The sequence below is a fragment of the Streptomyces sp. CNS606 genome, from assembly GCF_000426325.1.
On sequence record NZ_AUFD01000007.1, the window covers coordinates 217,609 to 231,343 of the forward strand.

Genomic DNA, 13,735 nt, shown 5'->3' on the forward strand with positions numbered 1-13,735 from the left:
CACTTTATGCAGAGAGTGTCAGCATGTCTAGTCGCGGTCTTCGAGAAGGACGGCGACGTCGCCCGCCGCGAGGCACAGCGGATCGTGGTGCTCGCCGGTGAGGAGGTCCGTGCCGCGCACGGCGACGCTCGCCTCCGACGGCGTGTGGTTGAGGAGGAAGAGGTAGGAGCGGTCGCCGGAGACGCGGCGCACGGCCTCGACCCCCGGCGGCACGGGGGCCGCCGGACGGACCCCGGCGTGTCGCAGCAGGTGGCCGAGGGTCTGACGCAGCGGCTCCGGGGTCAGGCGGGTGGCCACGTACCACGCGGTTCCGGCGCCACGGGTGTGGCGGGTGACGGCGGGCTGCCCGGGCGCCGGACCGCCCTCGGGCGTGTGCGCGAAGCTGCGGTGGACCTCCGCGCCCCGGGGCTCGATGCGCTCGGCCCAGGTGGTGGCGCGGGAGCCGTCGTCCAGGCTCAGGAACCGGCCGGGGTGCAGCGGCAGGTACTCGTCCACGGCCAGCCCGAGCAGGTCGCGCAGTGCCCCCGGGTGGCTGCCGGGGTGGATGCGGTCGTCGGCGTCGACGGCTCCGCTGAAGAAGCCGAACGCGGCGTGACCGCCGCCCTGGACGTAGGCGGCCAGCCGCTTCGCGTCGTCGTCGGCGAGCAGGTAGAGGCCCGGTGCCAGGACCGCCCGGTAGCCGTCCAGCGGAGCGGACGGCGGGACCAGGTCGCAGGTGATGCCCAGGGACCACACGGCGGCGTACCAGTCGTGCACGAGATCGGTGTAGCGCAGGTGCGACGAGGGCCGGGCGGGCAGTTCCAGGGCCCACCAGGCGTGCCAGTCGAAGAGCACCGCGACGTCGGCCACCGTCCGCGAGCCGCGCACCTCGGCGAGCTTCCGCAGGTCGCGGCCGAGCGCGGTGACCTCGCGCCAGACGCGGGTGCCGGTGCCGCCGTGCGGGAGCATCGCGGAGTGCCACTTCTCCGCCCCGGCCCGTGACTGGCGCCACTGGAAGAAGAGGGCGCCGTCCGCTCCCCGGGCGAGGTGGGCCAGGGTGTTGCGCCGCATCTCCCCCGGCTGCTTGGCGATGTTGACGGGCTGCCAGTTGACGGCGGAGGTGGAGTGCTCCATCAGCAGCCAGGGGTGGCCGCCCGCCATGCCGCGGGCCAGGTCGGCGTTGAGGGCGAGTCCGACATGGGCGTCCGGGTCGGCGGCGGTGAGGTAGTGGTCGACGGCGACGAGGTCGCAGGCCTCGGCGAAGGCGAAGCCGTCGACCTTCTTCTCCAGGGTGCCCATGAGGTTGGTGGTGACCGGCGTGCCGGGGCTGTGCGCGCGCAGCAGGGCGGTCTCCGCACGGTGCCGGTGGAGCAGGGCGTCCGAGGAGAAGCGCCGGAAGTCGAGTTCCTGGGTGGGGTTGCCGAACGCGGTGGTGCCGCGGGGCGGGACGATCTCCTCCCAGTCGCCGTAGCGCTGGCTCCAGAAGTCGGTGCCCCAGGCGTGGTTGAGGCCGTCCAGGGTGCCGTAGCGCCGGCGGAGCCAGTCCCGGAAGGCGGCGGCGCTGGTGTCGCAGTAGCACAGGGCGTTGTGGTTGCCCCATTCGTTGTGGACGTGCCAGAGGGCGAGCGACGGGTGGTCGGCGTAGCGCTCGGCGAGCGCGGTGACGACGCGGTCGGCGGCCGCGGCGTACGCCGGGTGGCTGGGGCAGAAGGCCTGGCGGGAGCCGTGCCAGAGGCGGCGGCCGTCCGCGGTGACGGGGAGCGCGTCGGGGTGGGCGCGGGCGAACCACGGCGGCGGGGCCGCCGTCGGGGTGGCGAGGTCGACGGCGACCCCGTGTCCGTGGAGGAGGTCCAGGACGCGGTCGAGTCGGCCCCAGTCCCACACGCCGGGGCGCGGTTCGATGTGCGACCAGGCGAAGACGCCGACGGTGACCAGATTGACGCCCGCCTCCCGCATGAGGCGGGCGTCGTCGGGCCAGACCTCCTCGGGCCACTGCTCGGGGTTGTAGTCGCCGCCGTAGGCGAGGCCGCCGAGCCGCTCGCCGACGGTGTGGAGGGGGTGGGCGCCGGGCGGGGAAGCGGTCACGACTTCACCGCCCCGGCGGCGAGTCCGGCCCGCCAGTAGCGTTGCAGCAGCAGGAACGTCACCACGATGGGGAGGACGGAGACCAGCGATCCGGCGATGGTCAGCGTCTGGAGCTCGGGGAGGCGGCTTATCTGGGACTGCCAGGTGAACAGGCCGAGGGTGACCGGGTAGAGCCGTTCGTCCTGCAGCATGATCAACGGCAGCAGGAAGTTGTTCCAGATGACCACGAACTGGAAGAGGAAGACCGTCACCAGGGCGGGTGCCATCATGCGGAGCGCCACGGCGAAGAAGATGCGCCCCTCCCCCGCGCCGTCGATGCGTGCGGCCTCGATCACCTCGTCGGGAACGGACGCGGCGGCGAAGATGCGCGAGAGGTAGACGCCGAACGGGCTGACGATGCTGGGGAGGAAGACCGACCAGTACGTGTCGGTGGCTCCGGCCTCGGAGAAGAGCAGGAACAGCGGGAGCGCCAGGGCGGTGGCGGGCACCAGGACGCCGCCGAGGACGACGGAGAAGACGGCCTCGCGGCCGCGGAAGCGGTACTTGGCGAGCGCGTAGCCCGCCATGGCGGCGAGGAGGGTACCGAGGGCCGCGCCCGCTCCGGCGTACAGGAGGCTGTTGAGCAGCCAGCGGCCGTACACGCCGCCGTCCTGGCTGAACAGCGCGGTCAGGTTCGCCGTGAGGTGCCAGTCCGCGGGCAGCAGGCCCGGGGTGCCGATCAGGTCCGGCTGGCTCTTGGTCGCGGAGACCAGCAGCCAGTAGACGGGCAGCAGCATGTAGCAGGCGACGACGGCCATGAAGGCGACGGCGAGAATCGTCGACCGGCGGTCCCGGGCGCGCTGTGCGCGGGGCGAGGCGCCGGGCGGGTGGGCGCCTGCGGTGCGTGTCAGGAGACTCATGCGCCCCTCCTGCCGGTGAACTTCAGGAAGCCGAAGGACAGCACGAACGTGGCCAGTGCCAGGACGACGGACATGGCGGCCGCCTCGCTGTAGTTGTCGGCGGCGGCCAGCGAGTAGGCGGCGAGGTTCGGGGTGTAGGTGCTGGTGACGCTGGTGGAGATGGCGCGGAAGACCTGCGGCTCGGTGAAGAGCTGGAGCGTGCCGATGATGGAGAACACCGCGGTGAGGATCAGCGCCGGACGGACGATGGGCACCTTGATGCGCAGGGCGACGGTCCAGCCGCCGGCGCCGTCCGCCCGTGCGGCCTCCAGGACGTCCTGCGGCACGGCCTGCAGGGCGGAATAGATGATCAGCATGTTGTAGCCGGTGTAGGTCCAGGTGACGACGTTGCCGATGGACCACAGCACCGCGCCGGGGGCGAGGAGGTCGGGGCTGGTACCGAGGTCGCGGAGCACGTCGACGACGGGCGAGAGCCGCGGGTCGTAGAGGAAGGCCCACATCAGGGCGGCGACGACGCCGGGGATGCCGTAGGGCACGAAGTAGACGATGCGGAAGAACTTCTTCAGCCGCGCCACACCGGAATCGAGCAGCAGTGCCAGCGAGAGGGCGAGGAGGAGCATCACGGGGATCTGCACGATGCCGAACAGCAGCACGCGGCCCACCGAGGCCAGGAAGGCGTCGTTGCCGAGGACCTCCGCGTACTGCTCGAAACCGGCGAAGACGGTGGTCGTACGGCCGAACGTGCCGCCGACGCGCTCGGTCGTGTGGAGCGACTGCCAGAAGGCGTAGCCGACGGGCAGCAGCGTGAAGAGGACGAAGGGGACGAGGAAGGGGGCGAGGAAGAGCAGCGGGGCGAGGGAGCGGCGCCGGCGTCCGGTGGGCGCGGGCGCCGCTCGTCGCGGGGCGGCGGATGTCACGGAGGGCCCTTTCACCCGTCAGTCGGCGACGTTCAGGGACTGTTCGCGCAGCGACTCGGCGGTCCGGCGGTCGGTCTCGGCGAGGACGTCGCCCAGGGTCTTCTCGCCGCCGGTCACGGCCGAGGTGCCGTCGCTCAGGTGGCGGTAGGTTTCGGTCATGGTGGGGCCCCAGGTGAACTCGGTGTCGACGTTGCGGGAGGCCCGTGCGAAGACGTCGAAGATCTTCTGGCCGTCGTAGAAGTCGACGGGCTTCTGCAGGGCGGGCAGTTCGAGGCCGGCGGTGGCGGCGGGGTACAGGCCGCCCTCGCGGTTGAGGATCCGCAGGGCCTGCGGGTCGGTGTTGAGCCAGGTCGCGAACTGCGCCGCCTCGTGCGGGTGTTCGGTCCCGGCGAGTACGGCGGTGGTCGAGCCTCCCCAGTTGCCGGCGCGCTGCTGCCCTCCGGACCACTGGGGCATCGGCGCCACCCCCCATGCGCCCGCGGTCTTCCCGGCGTTGTCGCGGATGGTGCTGTAGCCCCAGGCGGCGCCGATCCAGGTGACCACCTCACCGGAGTTCCATGCCTTGTACAGGGCGGGTGAGAAGCCCTGGAGGTCGGTGGCGACGAGGTCGTCATCGATCAGGCCCTGCCAGAACTCGGCGACCCGGCGGCTCTCCGGCCGGTCGACCGTGACCTTCCAGGTGTCCTCCTTCCGCTGGAACATCTCGGCGCCGTTCTGCCAGAGCAGGCCCGCGAACCAGTTGGGGTCGGTCTGGGAGAAGTGGGTGATGTACCGGTCGCCGTCCGCCTTCTGCACGGTGCGGGCCGCCGCCTCGTACTCCTGCCAGGTGGTGGGTGGTTCCAGGCCGAGGCGGTCGAAGACGTCCTTGCGGTAGAACAGCGCCATCGGCCCGGTGTCCTGCGGGATCGCCCACACGCCGTCCTCGCCGCCCTCGCCGAAGGTGACCTGCGACCACGTCCAGTCGACGAACTCGGCCTCGGCCCGCTGCACCGGCTCGCAGGCGGCGATGTCCCGGAGGCCCTGCTTGAGCCGGAAGTTGGCGAGCGAGTCGTACTCGACCTGTCCCAGGTCCGGCGCCTCGTCCGCCTTCAGGGCGTTGGACAGCTTCTGGTAGGCACCCGCGTTGCCTGCGGGGGTGGTGCGCAGTTTCACGCGGATGTCGGGGTGCTGCCGGTTCCACAGATCGACGGCCTGCTGCATCCCGGGGACCCAGGACCAGTACTCCAGGGTCACCTCTCCCTCGGCCGGGGTGCACGAGGTGTCCGCGTTCGTCTCGCCCGCGTCGTCCGTCCCGGCGCAGCCCGACAGACCGGCCAGCAGCAGGGCGAGTGCCGGGGCGAGCAGACGGCGTGAGCGCGGAAGGCGCCTTCGGTGGGTCATCGGTTCTCCTCATCCCTGGGTCGCTCGGCTCTTCGGCGGACCGGCGCTCCGGCCTGGACCGATGCCGGACCGGTCGAGGCGGGCACCGTGCGGTGACCGGCGTACGCAATCGATTGCGTGCCGGGTAGCCAAACACAAAGACGGCAGCGGGGCTAGGTGTCGACGGGAAGTCGTTGGGCCGTGGGCGGGGACCGGACCCGGCGGAGGTTCAGGCCGAGGCGCGTGGCACCCAGGTGGTCGCGACGCGCACCGTACGGGCCGCGGACCTGCCGTCGAGCCTGCTCAGCAGCAGCCGGGCGCAGGACCGGCCGACCTCGATCGCGGGGTAGCGGACGGTGCTCAGGCGGGGCCGGACCAGGGAGGCGAACTCGATGTCGTCGTGACCGGTCAGCGCGACGTCGCCGGGGACGTCGACGCCCAGCTCCTCGGCTTTCTCCAGGGCGCCGACCGCCGTGACGTCGTTGACGCAGAACACCGCGTCCGGGGGCTCCGGAAGGCCCATCAGGGCCTCGAAGGCGGCGGCACCGGCCTCGCGGGTGTGCTCGCCGGGGACGACGTACGGATCGGCCAGCGTCAGCCCGAACCGCCGGGCCTCGGCGCGCAGCACGTCGAGCCGGGGGTCGCCGCCGGTCACGTCGCGGGGGCCGGCGATCATGCCGACCCGGCGGCGGCCCGCGGCGGTGACGTGGGCGAGCGCGTCGCGGAAGGCCGCGGCCGAGTCGGGGGCCACGTGGTCCACGTCACCGAAGCGGACGTCCGCGCTGACGACGACGGGGATGCCCGCGTCGGCCAGCGGGCCCAGGTCGTCCGGCCCGATGCGGAAGGGGGTGATCACCACACCGGCCATCCGCTGCTCCACGGCCTCCTCGAGGAAGGCGCGCTCCTCGTCGCGCTGGGCGAGGGAGGAGCCGACGACGAGGTGGTAGCCCGGGCCGCGCAGCGACTCCTGCAGGCCGCGGGCGAGTTGGGCGTAGAAGGGGTTGGCGAGGTCGGGCACGACCAGCGCGACGATGGTGGACCGCCCGGTGCGCAGGTTGCGGGCGACGGTGTTGAGGGTGAAGCCCAGATCGGCGACGGCCTTCTCCACCGCGCGGCGCGTGTGCGGGGCGACCGGCCGTTTGCCGCTCAGCACGTAGGAGACGGTGGTCACCGAGACTCCCGCAGCGCGCGCGACGTCGCTCATGGTGACCGGTTGCGGCACCCGTCTTCCTCCCTCGGGACAGGCGACCACCTTACGTCACCTGCCTTCTCGGCGCGGACCGCCGCCGGCCTCCCGGTCAGGGGGTCGGCGCGCCACCGTCCGGGGCCGGCGGCAGCACGGCCTGGGTCTGGGTGGTCTGGGCGAGGAGCCGTTCCCGGTCGTCGGTGAGGTCGGTCTGCACCACGATCAGCGTCCGGCCGACGTGCAGCGGGCGGGCGGTGGCGCGGACGGTGCCGGAACGGACGGCGCGGAAGAGGTTGGTCTTGGTCTCGATCGTGGCGGTGCCGGCACCGGGCGGGAGGTGGAGGAACGCGCAGACGGCGCCGACGGAGTCGGCGAGGGAGAGCAGTGCCCCGCCGTGCAGGGCTCCGCCCACGGTGCACAGTTCGGGCGCCCACGCGAGGGTTCCGGTGACGCGCTCCGGCTCGGCCTGATCGATCTCGACGCCGAGTCGCTCGGCGAACGGCATGGCGGCGACCAGGTCGCGGCCACGGGGACCGTCGGGGTGCCGGTGCGGCGTCATGGTCTCTCCCTCCCGGGTCGGTCATGGGCCCGCGAGGCGCGGGCGTCCCCAGCCTACGAGGCCTGTACCGGTCGCCGAGGGGACCGCCGGAACCCTGGAGCGGAGGAGACCCGGGATGGTCAGAAGAGAGGACCGAGCCAGTCGCGCTCCGCCGCGAGGGACACCGCGAACACGAGGACGTCCGCGGTTCCCAGGGCGAGTCCCAGCCGCGCGCGGCTGCGGAGCGTGGTGTCACGCCGCATTGCGAGGACGCCCAGCACGATCGCGACCGGGCCGAGGCAGATGGGCAGGACCACGAGGCCGACCAGGCCGAGGACGAACGCCGCGTTCGCCATGCCGTCGGGTCGGCGCAGGCCGGTGTCGCGCCGCGCGGTGTCGTCCATGGCGTACTCCAGGTTCGGGCTTCCCCGCGCCGGCCGCAGGCCGACGCGGCTGAGTAGCCTAACGCCCGGAACCCGCGCGCGCACCGAGGACCGCCTTCTTGTAGGGATGTCACCAGAGACGGCACGCGCCGCTCCCGCTGCACCGGCCCTCCAGGGCCTGTCCGGCGGATCCTTGAGGGTCGGCCCGCGGCGTCGGATGCCTGGGGTCTCTCCAGGTCCGCCAGGACGGAGGGGACGCATCGCAAGGCGGAGGATCGCAGCTCGTACTTGTCGTACTCGCGCGAGGCGACAACGGTGGGGGCACCCCCGTGCCCGAAGGGCCACGGGGGAGAGGTGCCGCAGCCGTCGTCGTCGGACCGAGTAGATCCGCCGGACAGGTCCTGAGGGCGGGCCCCGCCGGGAGGGCCGGCCCCCGGAGGGGGTGAACGGTCAGACGAGGGCGGTCGTGCGGGTGGGTTCCGGCCCGCGGGCGGCGGCGCGGTCGTCGTGGTTGGGGCGGCGCAGGAGCAGGAGGACGCAGCCGAGGGTCAGCAGCACCTGGAAGACGGCGTAGGCGATCACGGCGGTGATCGAACCGGTCCGGTTGAGCAGGAACTGACCCATGATCGGGGTGGTGCCGCCGAGCAGCGTGCCGCAGAGCTGGTAGCACAGGGAGATGCCGGTGTACCGCAGGTGGGCGGGGAAGCGACTGGCGAGCATGCCGGCGAGTGCGGCGTAGTAGAGGCAGTGCGGCACGGTCGCGACGACGACGCCGAACATCGCCAGTCCGTAGTTCTCGCTGCGGATGAGCAGGAACATCAGGGGCATCAGCACGATCTCGGGCAGCAGGATGAGCGTGACCGCCTTCGACCAGCTCCTCATCCTGGTGACGATGAGGGCGCCGAAGGGCTGCACGACGATCTGCACCAGGGTGGCGACCAGAATGATCGTCAGGAAGTCGCTGCGTTCGAAGTTCAGGGCGGAGGTGGCCCAGGACAGGGCGAACGTCGTCTTGAAGTAGGTGGCGGACAGCCCGATGGTGCAGGCTCCGATGCCGAGGACGATGAGCGTGGGGTGCTTCCGCAGGATCTCGGACAGCGGCACCCGGGCGGCCTGCTTCTTCTCGAGGACCTCGGCCATGGCCGGGGATTCGGCGACCTTGAGCCGGACGACGAGGCCGACGACGACGAGGACGGCCGACGCGAGGAAGGGGATGCGCCAGCCCCACGTGAGGAAGTCGTCGTCGGGGAGTTGGCTGATGAGCAGGAAGCTCAGGGTGCTGAGGCTGTTGCCGACGGGCGAGCCCTGCTGGGCGAACGCCCCGTAGAGGATGGTTTTACCCCGGGGTGCGTGTTCGGAAGCGATGAGGACGGAGCCGCCCCACTCCCCGCCGAGGCCGATGCCCTGGATCATGCGGATGGTGACCAGCAGGATCGGCGCCGCGACGCCTATGGAGGCGTAGCCCGGGAGCAGCCCGATCAGCGTGGTCGAGATGCCCATCATGAGCAGCGTGATGACGAGGGTCTTCTTGCGGCCGAGCCGGTCGCCGAAGTGGCCGAAGACGATTCCCCCGAGGGGACGGGCGAGGAACCCGACCCAGAAGGTGGCGAAGGCGACGAGGGTGCCGACGGGGCCCTCGAGTTCGGGGAAGAAGACCTGGTCGAAGACCAGGGCGGCGGCGGTGCCGTAGATGTAGAAGTCGAACCATTCGATCGTCGAGCCGACGAAGGCTCCGATGCCCGCACGGCCGGCCGTCCTGCGCCGTTCGCGGGCGGCTTGTGCCGCACTCATGCTCGCTCCCATCGGCGTCGTGGGGAGGGGCGGTGCGGGGCCGGGTGGAGCCGGCGGGCGCCCGCCTCGGAAGGTGATGGCGGTAACCGTGCCAGCCGACACCGAGACGGGTCCAATACTGAATCACTGATGCAGTGAGACGTCTTACGTCTCACTGTCGACGGGATTCGGCCACGGACGGGGCGCCCCGGAACGCGGCCGGCGCGACACGCAGGCCGCCGCCGGCGAGGGTGCCGCGCCCGGCGCAGGGACGGTCAGTCCCGCCGGGCGGCGGGCGCGGGGACGGGCAGCGCGTCCTGGGCGACGGCGAGGACCGTGCGCAGGGCGGCCGACGGATTGTCCCGCCGCCACGCGAGGGCGGCCTGGAGTCGCACCGGCGAGCCGGCCAGCGGCCGGTAGACCAGTCCGGTCTGCTGGATGTGCTGGCAGGAGGTGAGGGTGAGCGTCACGCCGACGCCGGCGGCCACCAGGGCGAGGATGGTGTGCGAGTCGGGCGCCTCCTGCACGATGCGCGGCCGGAAGCCCGCCTCCTCGCAGGTGCGTACGGCCGCGTCGCGCAGCGAGGACCCGGCGTTGGCGGGGAAGCTGACGAACGGCTCGTCGGCGAGGTCCGCCGGGGCGATGGCGCTCAGGCCCGCCAGCCGGTGGTCCGAGGGGAGGGCGCAGACGAGTTCCTCTTCGGAGATCACCCGGGTCCGCACACCGGGACGGTCGGCGGGCAGGCGGACGAAGCCGAGGTCGAGGGAACCGTCGGCGACGCGTTCCAGCGCGACGTGGGCGTAGGTCTGGCCCTGCATGGCGAGTTCGATGCCGGGGTGGGCCAGGCGCACGGCGCGGGTGAGGAGCGGCAGCGTCTCGTGGCTGGAGGCGCCGGCGAACCCGACGGTGACCCGCCCGTACTCGCCGCGTCCGGCGGCCTTCGCGGCCCGGGTGGCGAGGTCGAGATCGCGGAGCACGGTGTGCACCGGTTCGAGGAAGGACCGGCCGGCGCTGGTCAGCCGCACCGAGCGGGTGTTGCGTTCGAAGAGCTGGACGCCGAGTTCCCGCTCGAGCTGGCGGATCTGCTGGCTCAGCGGAGGCTGCGCCATCTGGAGCCGCTTGGCCGCGCGCCCGAAGTGCAGTTCCTCGGCCACGGCGACGAAGGCCGTGAGGTAGCGCAGTTCCATCGTCGTTCCGGTCCGTTTCCGTCGCCGGGGGGCAGCCCGCGCCCTCCTGCATTCATCTCTCTGACGTCTTGATTCGACCTTAATTCGGTATTGGACACTAATCAATGGCGGCTGGCAGCGTGGAACGCCCGACCGCGACGCGAGGAGCCCTTCGTGGACAAGACCATGACGATGCGGGAGGCCGTCGCGGCCTTCGTGCACGACGGCGCCACGGTCTGCCTGGAAGGCTTCACGCACCTGATCCCCACGGCCGCCGGACACGAGATCGTCCGTCAGGGACGGCGCGACCTGACGGTGGTGCGCATGACCGCCGACATCGTGGTGGACCAGATGCTGGCCGGCGGGTGCGTGTCGAAACTCGTCTCCTCCTTCGTGGGCAACTCCTCGGCCGGGTCGCTCGGCGAACTGCGCCGCCGGGTCGAGTCGGGCGAGCCGGAGCCGCTCGCGTTCGAGGAGTACAGCCACTACGGGATGGTGTGCCGCTACCTGGCCGGAGCGTCCGGCCTTCCCTTCCATCCGCTGCGCTCGTACGCCGGCAGCGACCTTCCGTCCGTCAACCCGGGCCTGCGCACGGTCGCCTCGCCCTACCCCGGGCCCGACGGCGAGCGGGAGCAGGTCTACGTGGTGCCTCCGGTGCACCCGGACGTGACCTTCGTGCACGCGCAGCGCGCCGACCGCAGCGGCAACACCCAGATCTGGGGGCTCACCGGGGTCCAGGCGGAGGCCGTGTACGCGGCGGCCCGGGCGGTGGTGGTGGTCGAGGAGGTCGTCGACGACGAGGTGGTGCGCTCCGATCCCAACCGGACCGTGATCCCGGCACACGCGGTGGACGCCGTCGTCGCGTGCCCCCGCGGCGCGCACCCGTCGTTCGCACAGGGCTACTACGACCGCGACAACGCCTTCTACCGGTCGTGGTCGCGGATCAGCCGCGATCCGGCGCGGCTGAAGGACTGGATGGCCGAGTGGGTGCACGGGACGACGGACCACGCCGCCTACGTGGCCCTGCTCGGCGAGGAGCACTGGTCGGCGCTGGCCGTCGGAGAGGCGCTCAGCCTCCCCGTGAACTACGGGCGGCGCCTGTGACCGTCCGCCACCGCGAAGGAGAACCGCCCATGGCATCCGCGCCCACGAGGTCCGTGACGTCCTCGGAGCTGATCGCGGTCGCGGCGTCCCGCGAACTCGCCGCCCGGCGTACGGTGTTCGCCGGGATCGGGCTGCCGACGCTGGCCGCCTCGCTGGCCCATCTGACCGTCGCCCCGCAGCTGGAGATCGTCTACGAGTCGGGGGTGTGCGGCGCGCACCCCTCACACCTTCCGGAGACCATCGCCGACGCCGTCCTGGTCACCGGCGCGGAGGCCGTCCTCCCGATGCCCGCGCTGTTCGGCTACGTGCTGCAAGGCGGCCACATCGACGTCGGGTTCCTCGGCGCCGCCCAGATCGACAGGTGGGGCAACCTGAACTCCTCGGTGATCGGCGACTGGCACCGGCCCGGGGTACGGCTGCCCGGACCGGGCGGGGCGATGGAGGTGATGGCCGGTGCCCACGAGGTCTTCGTCGTGATGCGCCGCCACGATCCCCGGTCGCTCACCGACAGCCTCGACTTCTGCACCTCACCGGGGCCGGACCGGGCGCTGCGGGAAGGCGTCACCCCGCGCGGCGCAGGGGTCACGCGGGTCGTCACCGACCTCGGCGTCCTCGCCCGGAACGGGGCGGGCGACGAACTGACGCTGGTCGCCGTGCATCCCGGGGTGACCGTCGCCCAGGTGCGCCGCGCGACCGGCTGGGACCTGCGGGTGGCCGACGCGGTGACCACCGTCGAGCCCCCGACCTCCGACGAACTGCACCTGCTGCGGGACACCGTCGACCCCGACCGCGTGTACCTGCGCTGAACCGGCGGGGCCCGGCCGCACCGCCGGGCCCCGCGCACACCGACCGGTCCGGCCCGGGGGCCGGGCGCGACCACCGACCAGGAGGCAGGCACCGTGCTCGATCGCGACTTCGGACTCACCGGCACGCAGCGCGAATTCCGGGCCGCGGCGGCCCGCTTCGTCGACGCCGAGATCGTCCCGCACGCCCGCGCATGGGACCGCGCCGAGCGGGTCGATCCCGGCATCGTGCACGCGCTCGGCGCGCTCGGCTTCCTGGGCCTGACGCTCCCCGAGGAACACGGCGGCGTGGACGCGGACATGCTGTCCTACACGCTGGTCACCGAGGAACTCGGCCGCGGCGACTCCGCGGTGCGCGGCATCGTGTCCGTCTCCCTCGGGCTGGTCGCCAAGACCGTCGCCGCGCACGGCAGTCCGGCGCAGCGGGCGGAGTGGCTGCCGCGGCTGGCCGCCGGGGAGACGCTCGGCTGCTTCGCCCTCACCGAGCCGGGAACGGGGTCGGACGCCGCGTCGCTGACCACCCGGGCCACCCGGGACGGCGTCGACTGGGTGCTCGACGGGGCCAAGACCTTCATCACCAACGGCTCGGTGGCCGGGGTGGCGCTCACCTTCGCCCGGACGAGCGACCAAGGCGTCACCGCGTTCCTGGTGCCTACCGACCGGCCGGGCTTCACCGCCCGCGAGATCCACGGCAAGCTCGGCCTGCGCGGCCAGGCCACCGCGGAACTCGCCTACGAGGGCGTCCGCGTCCCGGACGCGGCCCGCCTCGGGCCCGTGGACAAGGGGCTGGGCATCGCCCTCGGCGCGCTGTCCCGCGGTCGCGTCTCGGTGGCCGCAGGCGCGGTGGGCGTCGCCCAGGCCGCGCTGGACGCCGCCGTCGGGTACGCCACCGAGCGGACCCAGTTCGGGCGGCCCATCGCCTCGTTCCAGCTCGTGCAGGAACTCCTCGCGGACTCGGCCGTCGACGTCCAGGCGTCCCGGCTGCTCACCCACCACGTGGCGCGCATGGCCGACGCGGGGCTGGGGCCCCGGGAATACGGCACCGACGCCTCGACCGCCAAGTACCACGCCGCGGAGACGGCGGTGCGGGTGAGCAACAAATGCCTCCAGGTCTTCGGCGGCTACGGCTACATCGACGAGTACCCGGTCGGCAAGTACCTGCGCGACGCTCGGGTGCTGACGCTCTACGAGGGCACCTCGCAGGTGCAGAAGCTCCTCATCGGCCGCGCCCTGACGGGCGTCGACGCCATGACCTGACCGGTCCGGGACCGCCGGGAGGGCCGGCCCGGGTGCCGTCTCAGCGGCTGACGGTCCGTCCGCCGCTGCGGCGCGAGCGGTGGGAGCGGCGGTAGCCGAACGGCCCCGGCAGGTCGTAGCTGGTCGTACGGCGACCGGTGGAGGACCAGGTGTGCTTCGGACCGCGCCGCGAGCCGACGGTCAGCGACCAGGACCGGCGGTTCAGGTTGAGCCGCACTCCGGGCAGGATGCGGATGCTGCGGCGGAACGTGATCGCCATGGCGTCTCTCTCCTCTCCGCGGGTCCGCAT

Annotated in this window: 13 protein-coding genes; 3 read left to right on the top strand and 10 right to left on the bottom strand. The window is 72.5% G+C overall.

The annotated features are described in order from the left end of the window. Positions 1-27 precede the first annotated feature (27 nt). From K304_RS0104490 to K304_RS0104530, 9 genes are all read right to left on the bottom strand, one after another. A complete protein-coding gene (locus K304_RS0104490; protein WP_027762771.1) occupies positions 28-2,064 on the bottom strand; it encodes a beta-galactosidase in 2,037 nt (678 codons plus the stop codon). Next, positions 2,061-2,963 (bottom strand): carbohydrate ABC transporter permease, encoded by a 903-nt coding sequence (locus K304_RS0104495; protein ID WP_027762772.1) that lies wholly within the window; start codon positions 2,961-2,963, stop codon positions 2,061-2,063. The genes K304_RS0104490 and K304_RS0104495 overlap by 4 nt, the downstream gene beginning before the upstream one ends. Beyond that, the gene (locus K304_RS27240) at positions 2,960-3,880 is read right to left on the bottom strand and encodes a carbohydrate ABC transporter permease (RefSeq protein WP_051307852.1); all 921 of its coding nucleotides are present in this window, start codon (positions 3,878-3,880) and stop codon (positions 2,960-2,962) included. The genes K304_RS0104495 and K304_RS27240 overlap by 4 nt, the downstream gene beginning before the upstream one ends. Before the next feature lie 18 nt (positions 3,881-3,898). Then, complete coding sequence (locus K304_RS0104505; protein WP_027762773.1) at positions 3,899-5,260, bottom strand: ABC transporter substrate-binding protein; 1,362 nt, start codon at positions 5,258-5,260, stop codon at positions 3,899-3,901. 208 nt (positions 5,261-5,468) lie between these two features. Beyond that, the gene (locus K304_RS0104510; RefSeq protein ID WP_486591570.1) at positions 5,469-6,461 is read right to left on the bottom strand and encodes a LacI family DNA-binding transcriptional regulator; all 993 of its coding nucleotides are present in this window, start codon (positions 6,459-6,461) and stop codon (positions 5,469-5,471) included. Between the two features lie 76 nt (positions 6,462-6,537). After that, positions 6,538-6,984: a PaaI family thioesterase gene (locus K304_RS0104515; protein ID WP_051307855.1), complete on the bottom strand. Its 447-nt coding sequence runs from the start codon at positions 6,982-6,984 to the stop codon at positions 6,538-6,540. A gap of 119 nt (positions 6,985-7,103) precedes the next feature. After that, a complete protein-coding gene (locus K304_RS0104520; RefSeq protein ID WP_037789221.1) occupies positions 7,104-7,367 on the bottom strand; it encodes a hypothetical protein in 264 nt (87 codons plus the stop codon). 429 nt (positions 7,368-7,796) lie between these two features. Further along, entirely contained in the window at positions 7,797-9,137 is a 1,341-nt protein-coding gene (locus tag K304_RS0104525) for an MFS transporter (RefSeq protein WP_051307857.1), read from the bottom strand. A 254-nt stretch (positions 9,138-9,391) separates the two neighbouring features. Further along, positions 9,392-10,303, bottom strand: coding sequence for a LysR family transcriptional regulator (locus tag K304_RS0104530; RefSeq protein WP_027762778.1), 912 nt, complete (start codon positions 10,301-10,303; stop codon positions 9,392-9,394). A gap of 165 nt (positions 10,304-10,468) precedes the next feature. On the opposite strand from K304_RS0104530, the gene K304_RS0104535 reads away from it, so the two are divergent. From K304_RS0104535 to K304_RS0104545, 3 genes are all read left to right on the top strand, one after another. Continuing rightward, the gene (locus tag K304_RS0104535; RefSeq protein ID WP_051307895.1) at positions 10,469-11,386 is read left to right on the top strand and encodes a CoA transferase subunit A; all 918 of its coding nucleotides are present in this window, start codon (positions 10,469-10,471) and stop codon (positions 11,384-11,386) included. Positions 11,387-11,415: 29 nt separating this feature from the next. After that, complete coding sequence (locus K304_RS0104540) at positions 11,416-12,192, top strand: 3-oxoadipate--succinyl-CoA transferase (protein ID WP_027762780.1); 777 nt, start codon at positions 11,416-11,418, stop codon at positions 12,190-12,192. 93 nt (positions 12,193-12,285) lie between these two features. Continuing rightward, positions 12,286-13,446 carry an acyl-CoA dehydrogenase family protein gene (locus tag K304_RS0104545; protein ID WP_027762781.1) on the top strand — a complete coding sequence of 387 codons (1,161 nt, stop codon included), beginning with the start codon at positions 12,286-12,288 and terminating at the stop codon, positions 13,444-13,446. Between the two features lie 40 nt (positions 13,447-13,486). On the opposite strand, the gene K304_RS0104550 is transcribed toward K304_RS0104545, so the two are convergent. Continuing rightward, complete coding sequence (locus tag K304_RS0104550) at positions 13,487-13,705, bottom strand: DUF4236 domain-containing protein (protein WP_027762782.1); 219 nt, start codon at positions 13,703-13,705, stop codon at positions 13,487-13,489. Positions 13,706-13,735: the final 30 nt, after the last annotated feature.

What these genes read in the sequence shown, in the direction of transcription:
- K304_RS0104495 (WP_027762772.1), bottom strand. Translation starts at nt 2,963, where the DNA reads ATGAGTCTCCTGACACGCACCGCAGGCGCCCACCCGCCCGGCGCCTCG.
- K304_RS0104505 (WP_027762773.1), bottom strand. Translation starts at nt 5,260, where the DNA reads ATGACCCACCGAAGGCGCCTTCCGCGCTCACGCCGTCTGCTCGCCCCG.
- K304_RS0104515 (WP_051307855.1), bottom strand. Translation starts at nt 6,984, where the DNA reads ATGACGCCGCACCGGCACCCCGACGGTCCCCGTGGCCGCGACCTGGTC.
- K304_RS0104520 (WP_037789221.1), bottom strand. Translation starts at nt 7,367, where the DNA reads ATGGACGACACCGCGCGGCGCGACACCGGCCTGCGCCGACCCGACGGC.
- K304_RS0104525 (WP_051307857.1), bottom strand. Translation starts at nt 9,137, where the DNA reads ATGAGTGCGGCACAAGCCGCCCGCGAACGGCGCAGGACGGCCGGCCGT.
- K304_RS0104530 (WP_027762778.1), bottom strand. Translation starts at nt 10,303, where the DNA reads ATGGAACTGCGCTACCTCACGGCCTTCGTCGCCGTGGCCGAGGAACTG.
- K304_RS0104535 (WP_051307895.1), top strand. Translation starts at nt 10,469, where the DNA reads ATGACGATGCGGGAGGCCGTCGCGGCCTTCGTGCACGACGGCGCCACG.
- K304_RS0104540 (WP_027762780.1), top strand. Translation starts at nt 11,416, where the DNA reads ATGGCATCCGCGCCCACGAGGTCCGTGACGTCCTCGGAGCTGATCGCG.
- K304_RS0104550 (WP_027762782.1), bottom strand. Translation starts at nt 13,705, where the DNA reads ATGGCGATCACGTTCCGCCGCAGCATCCGCATCCTGCCCGGAGTGCGG.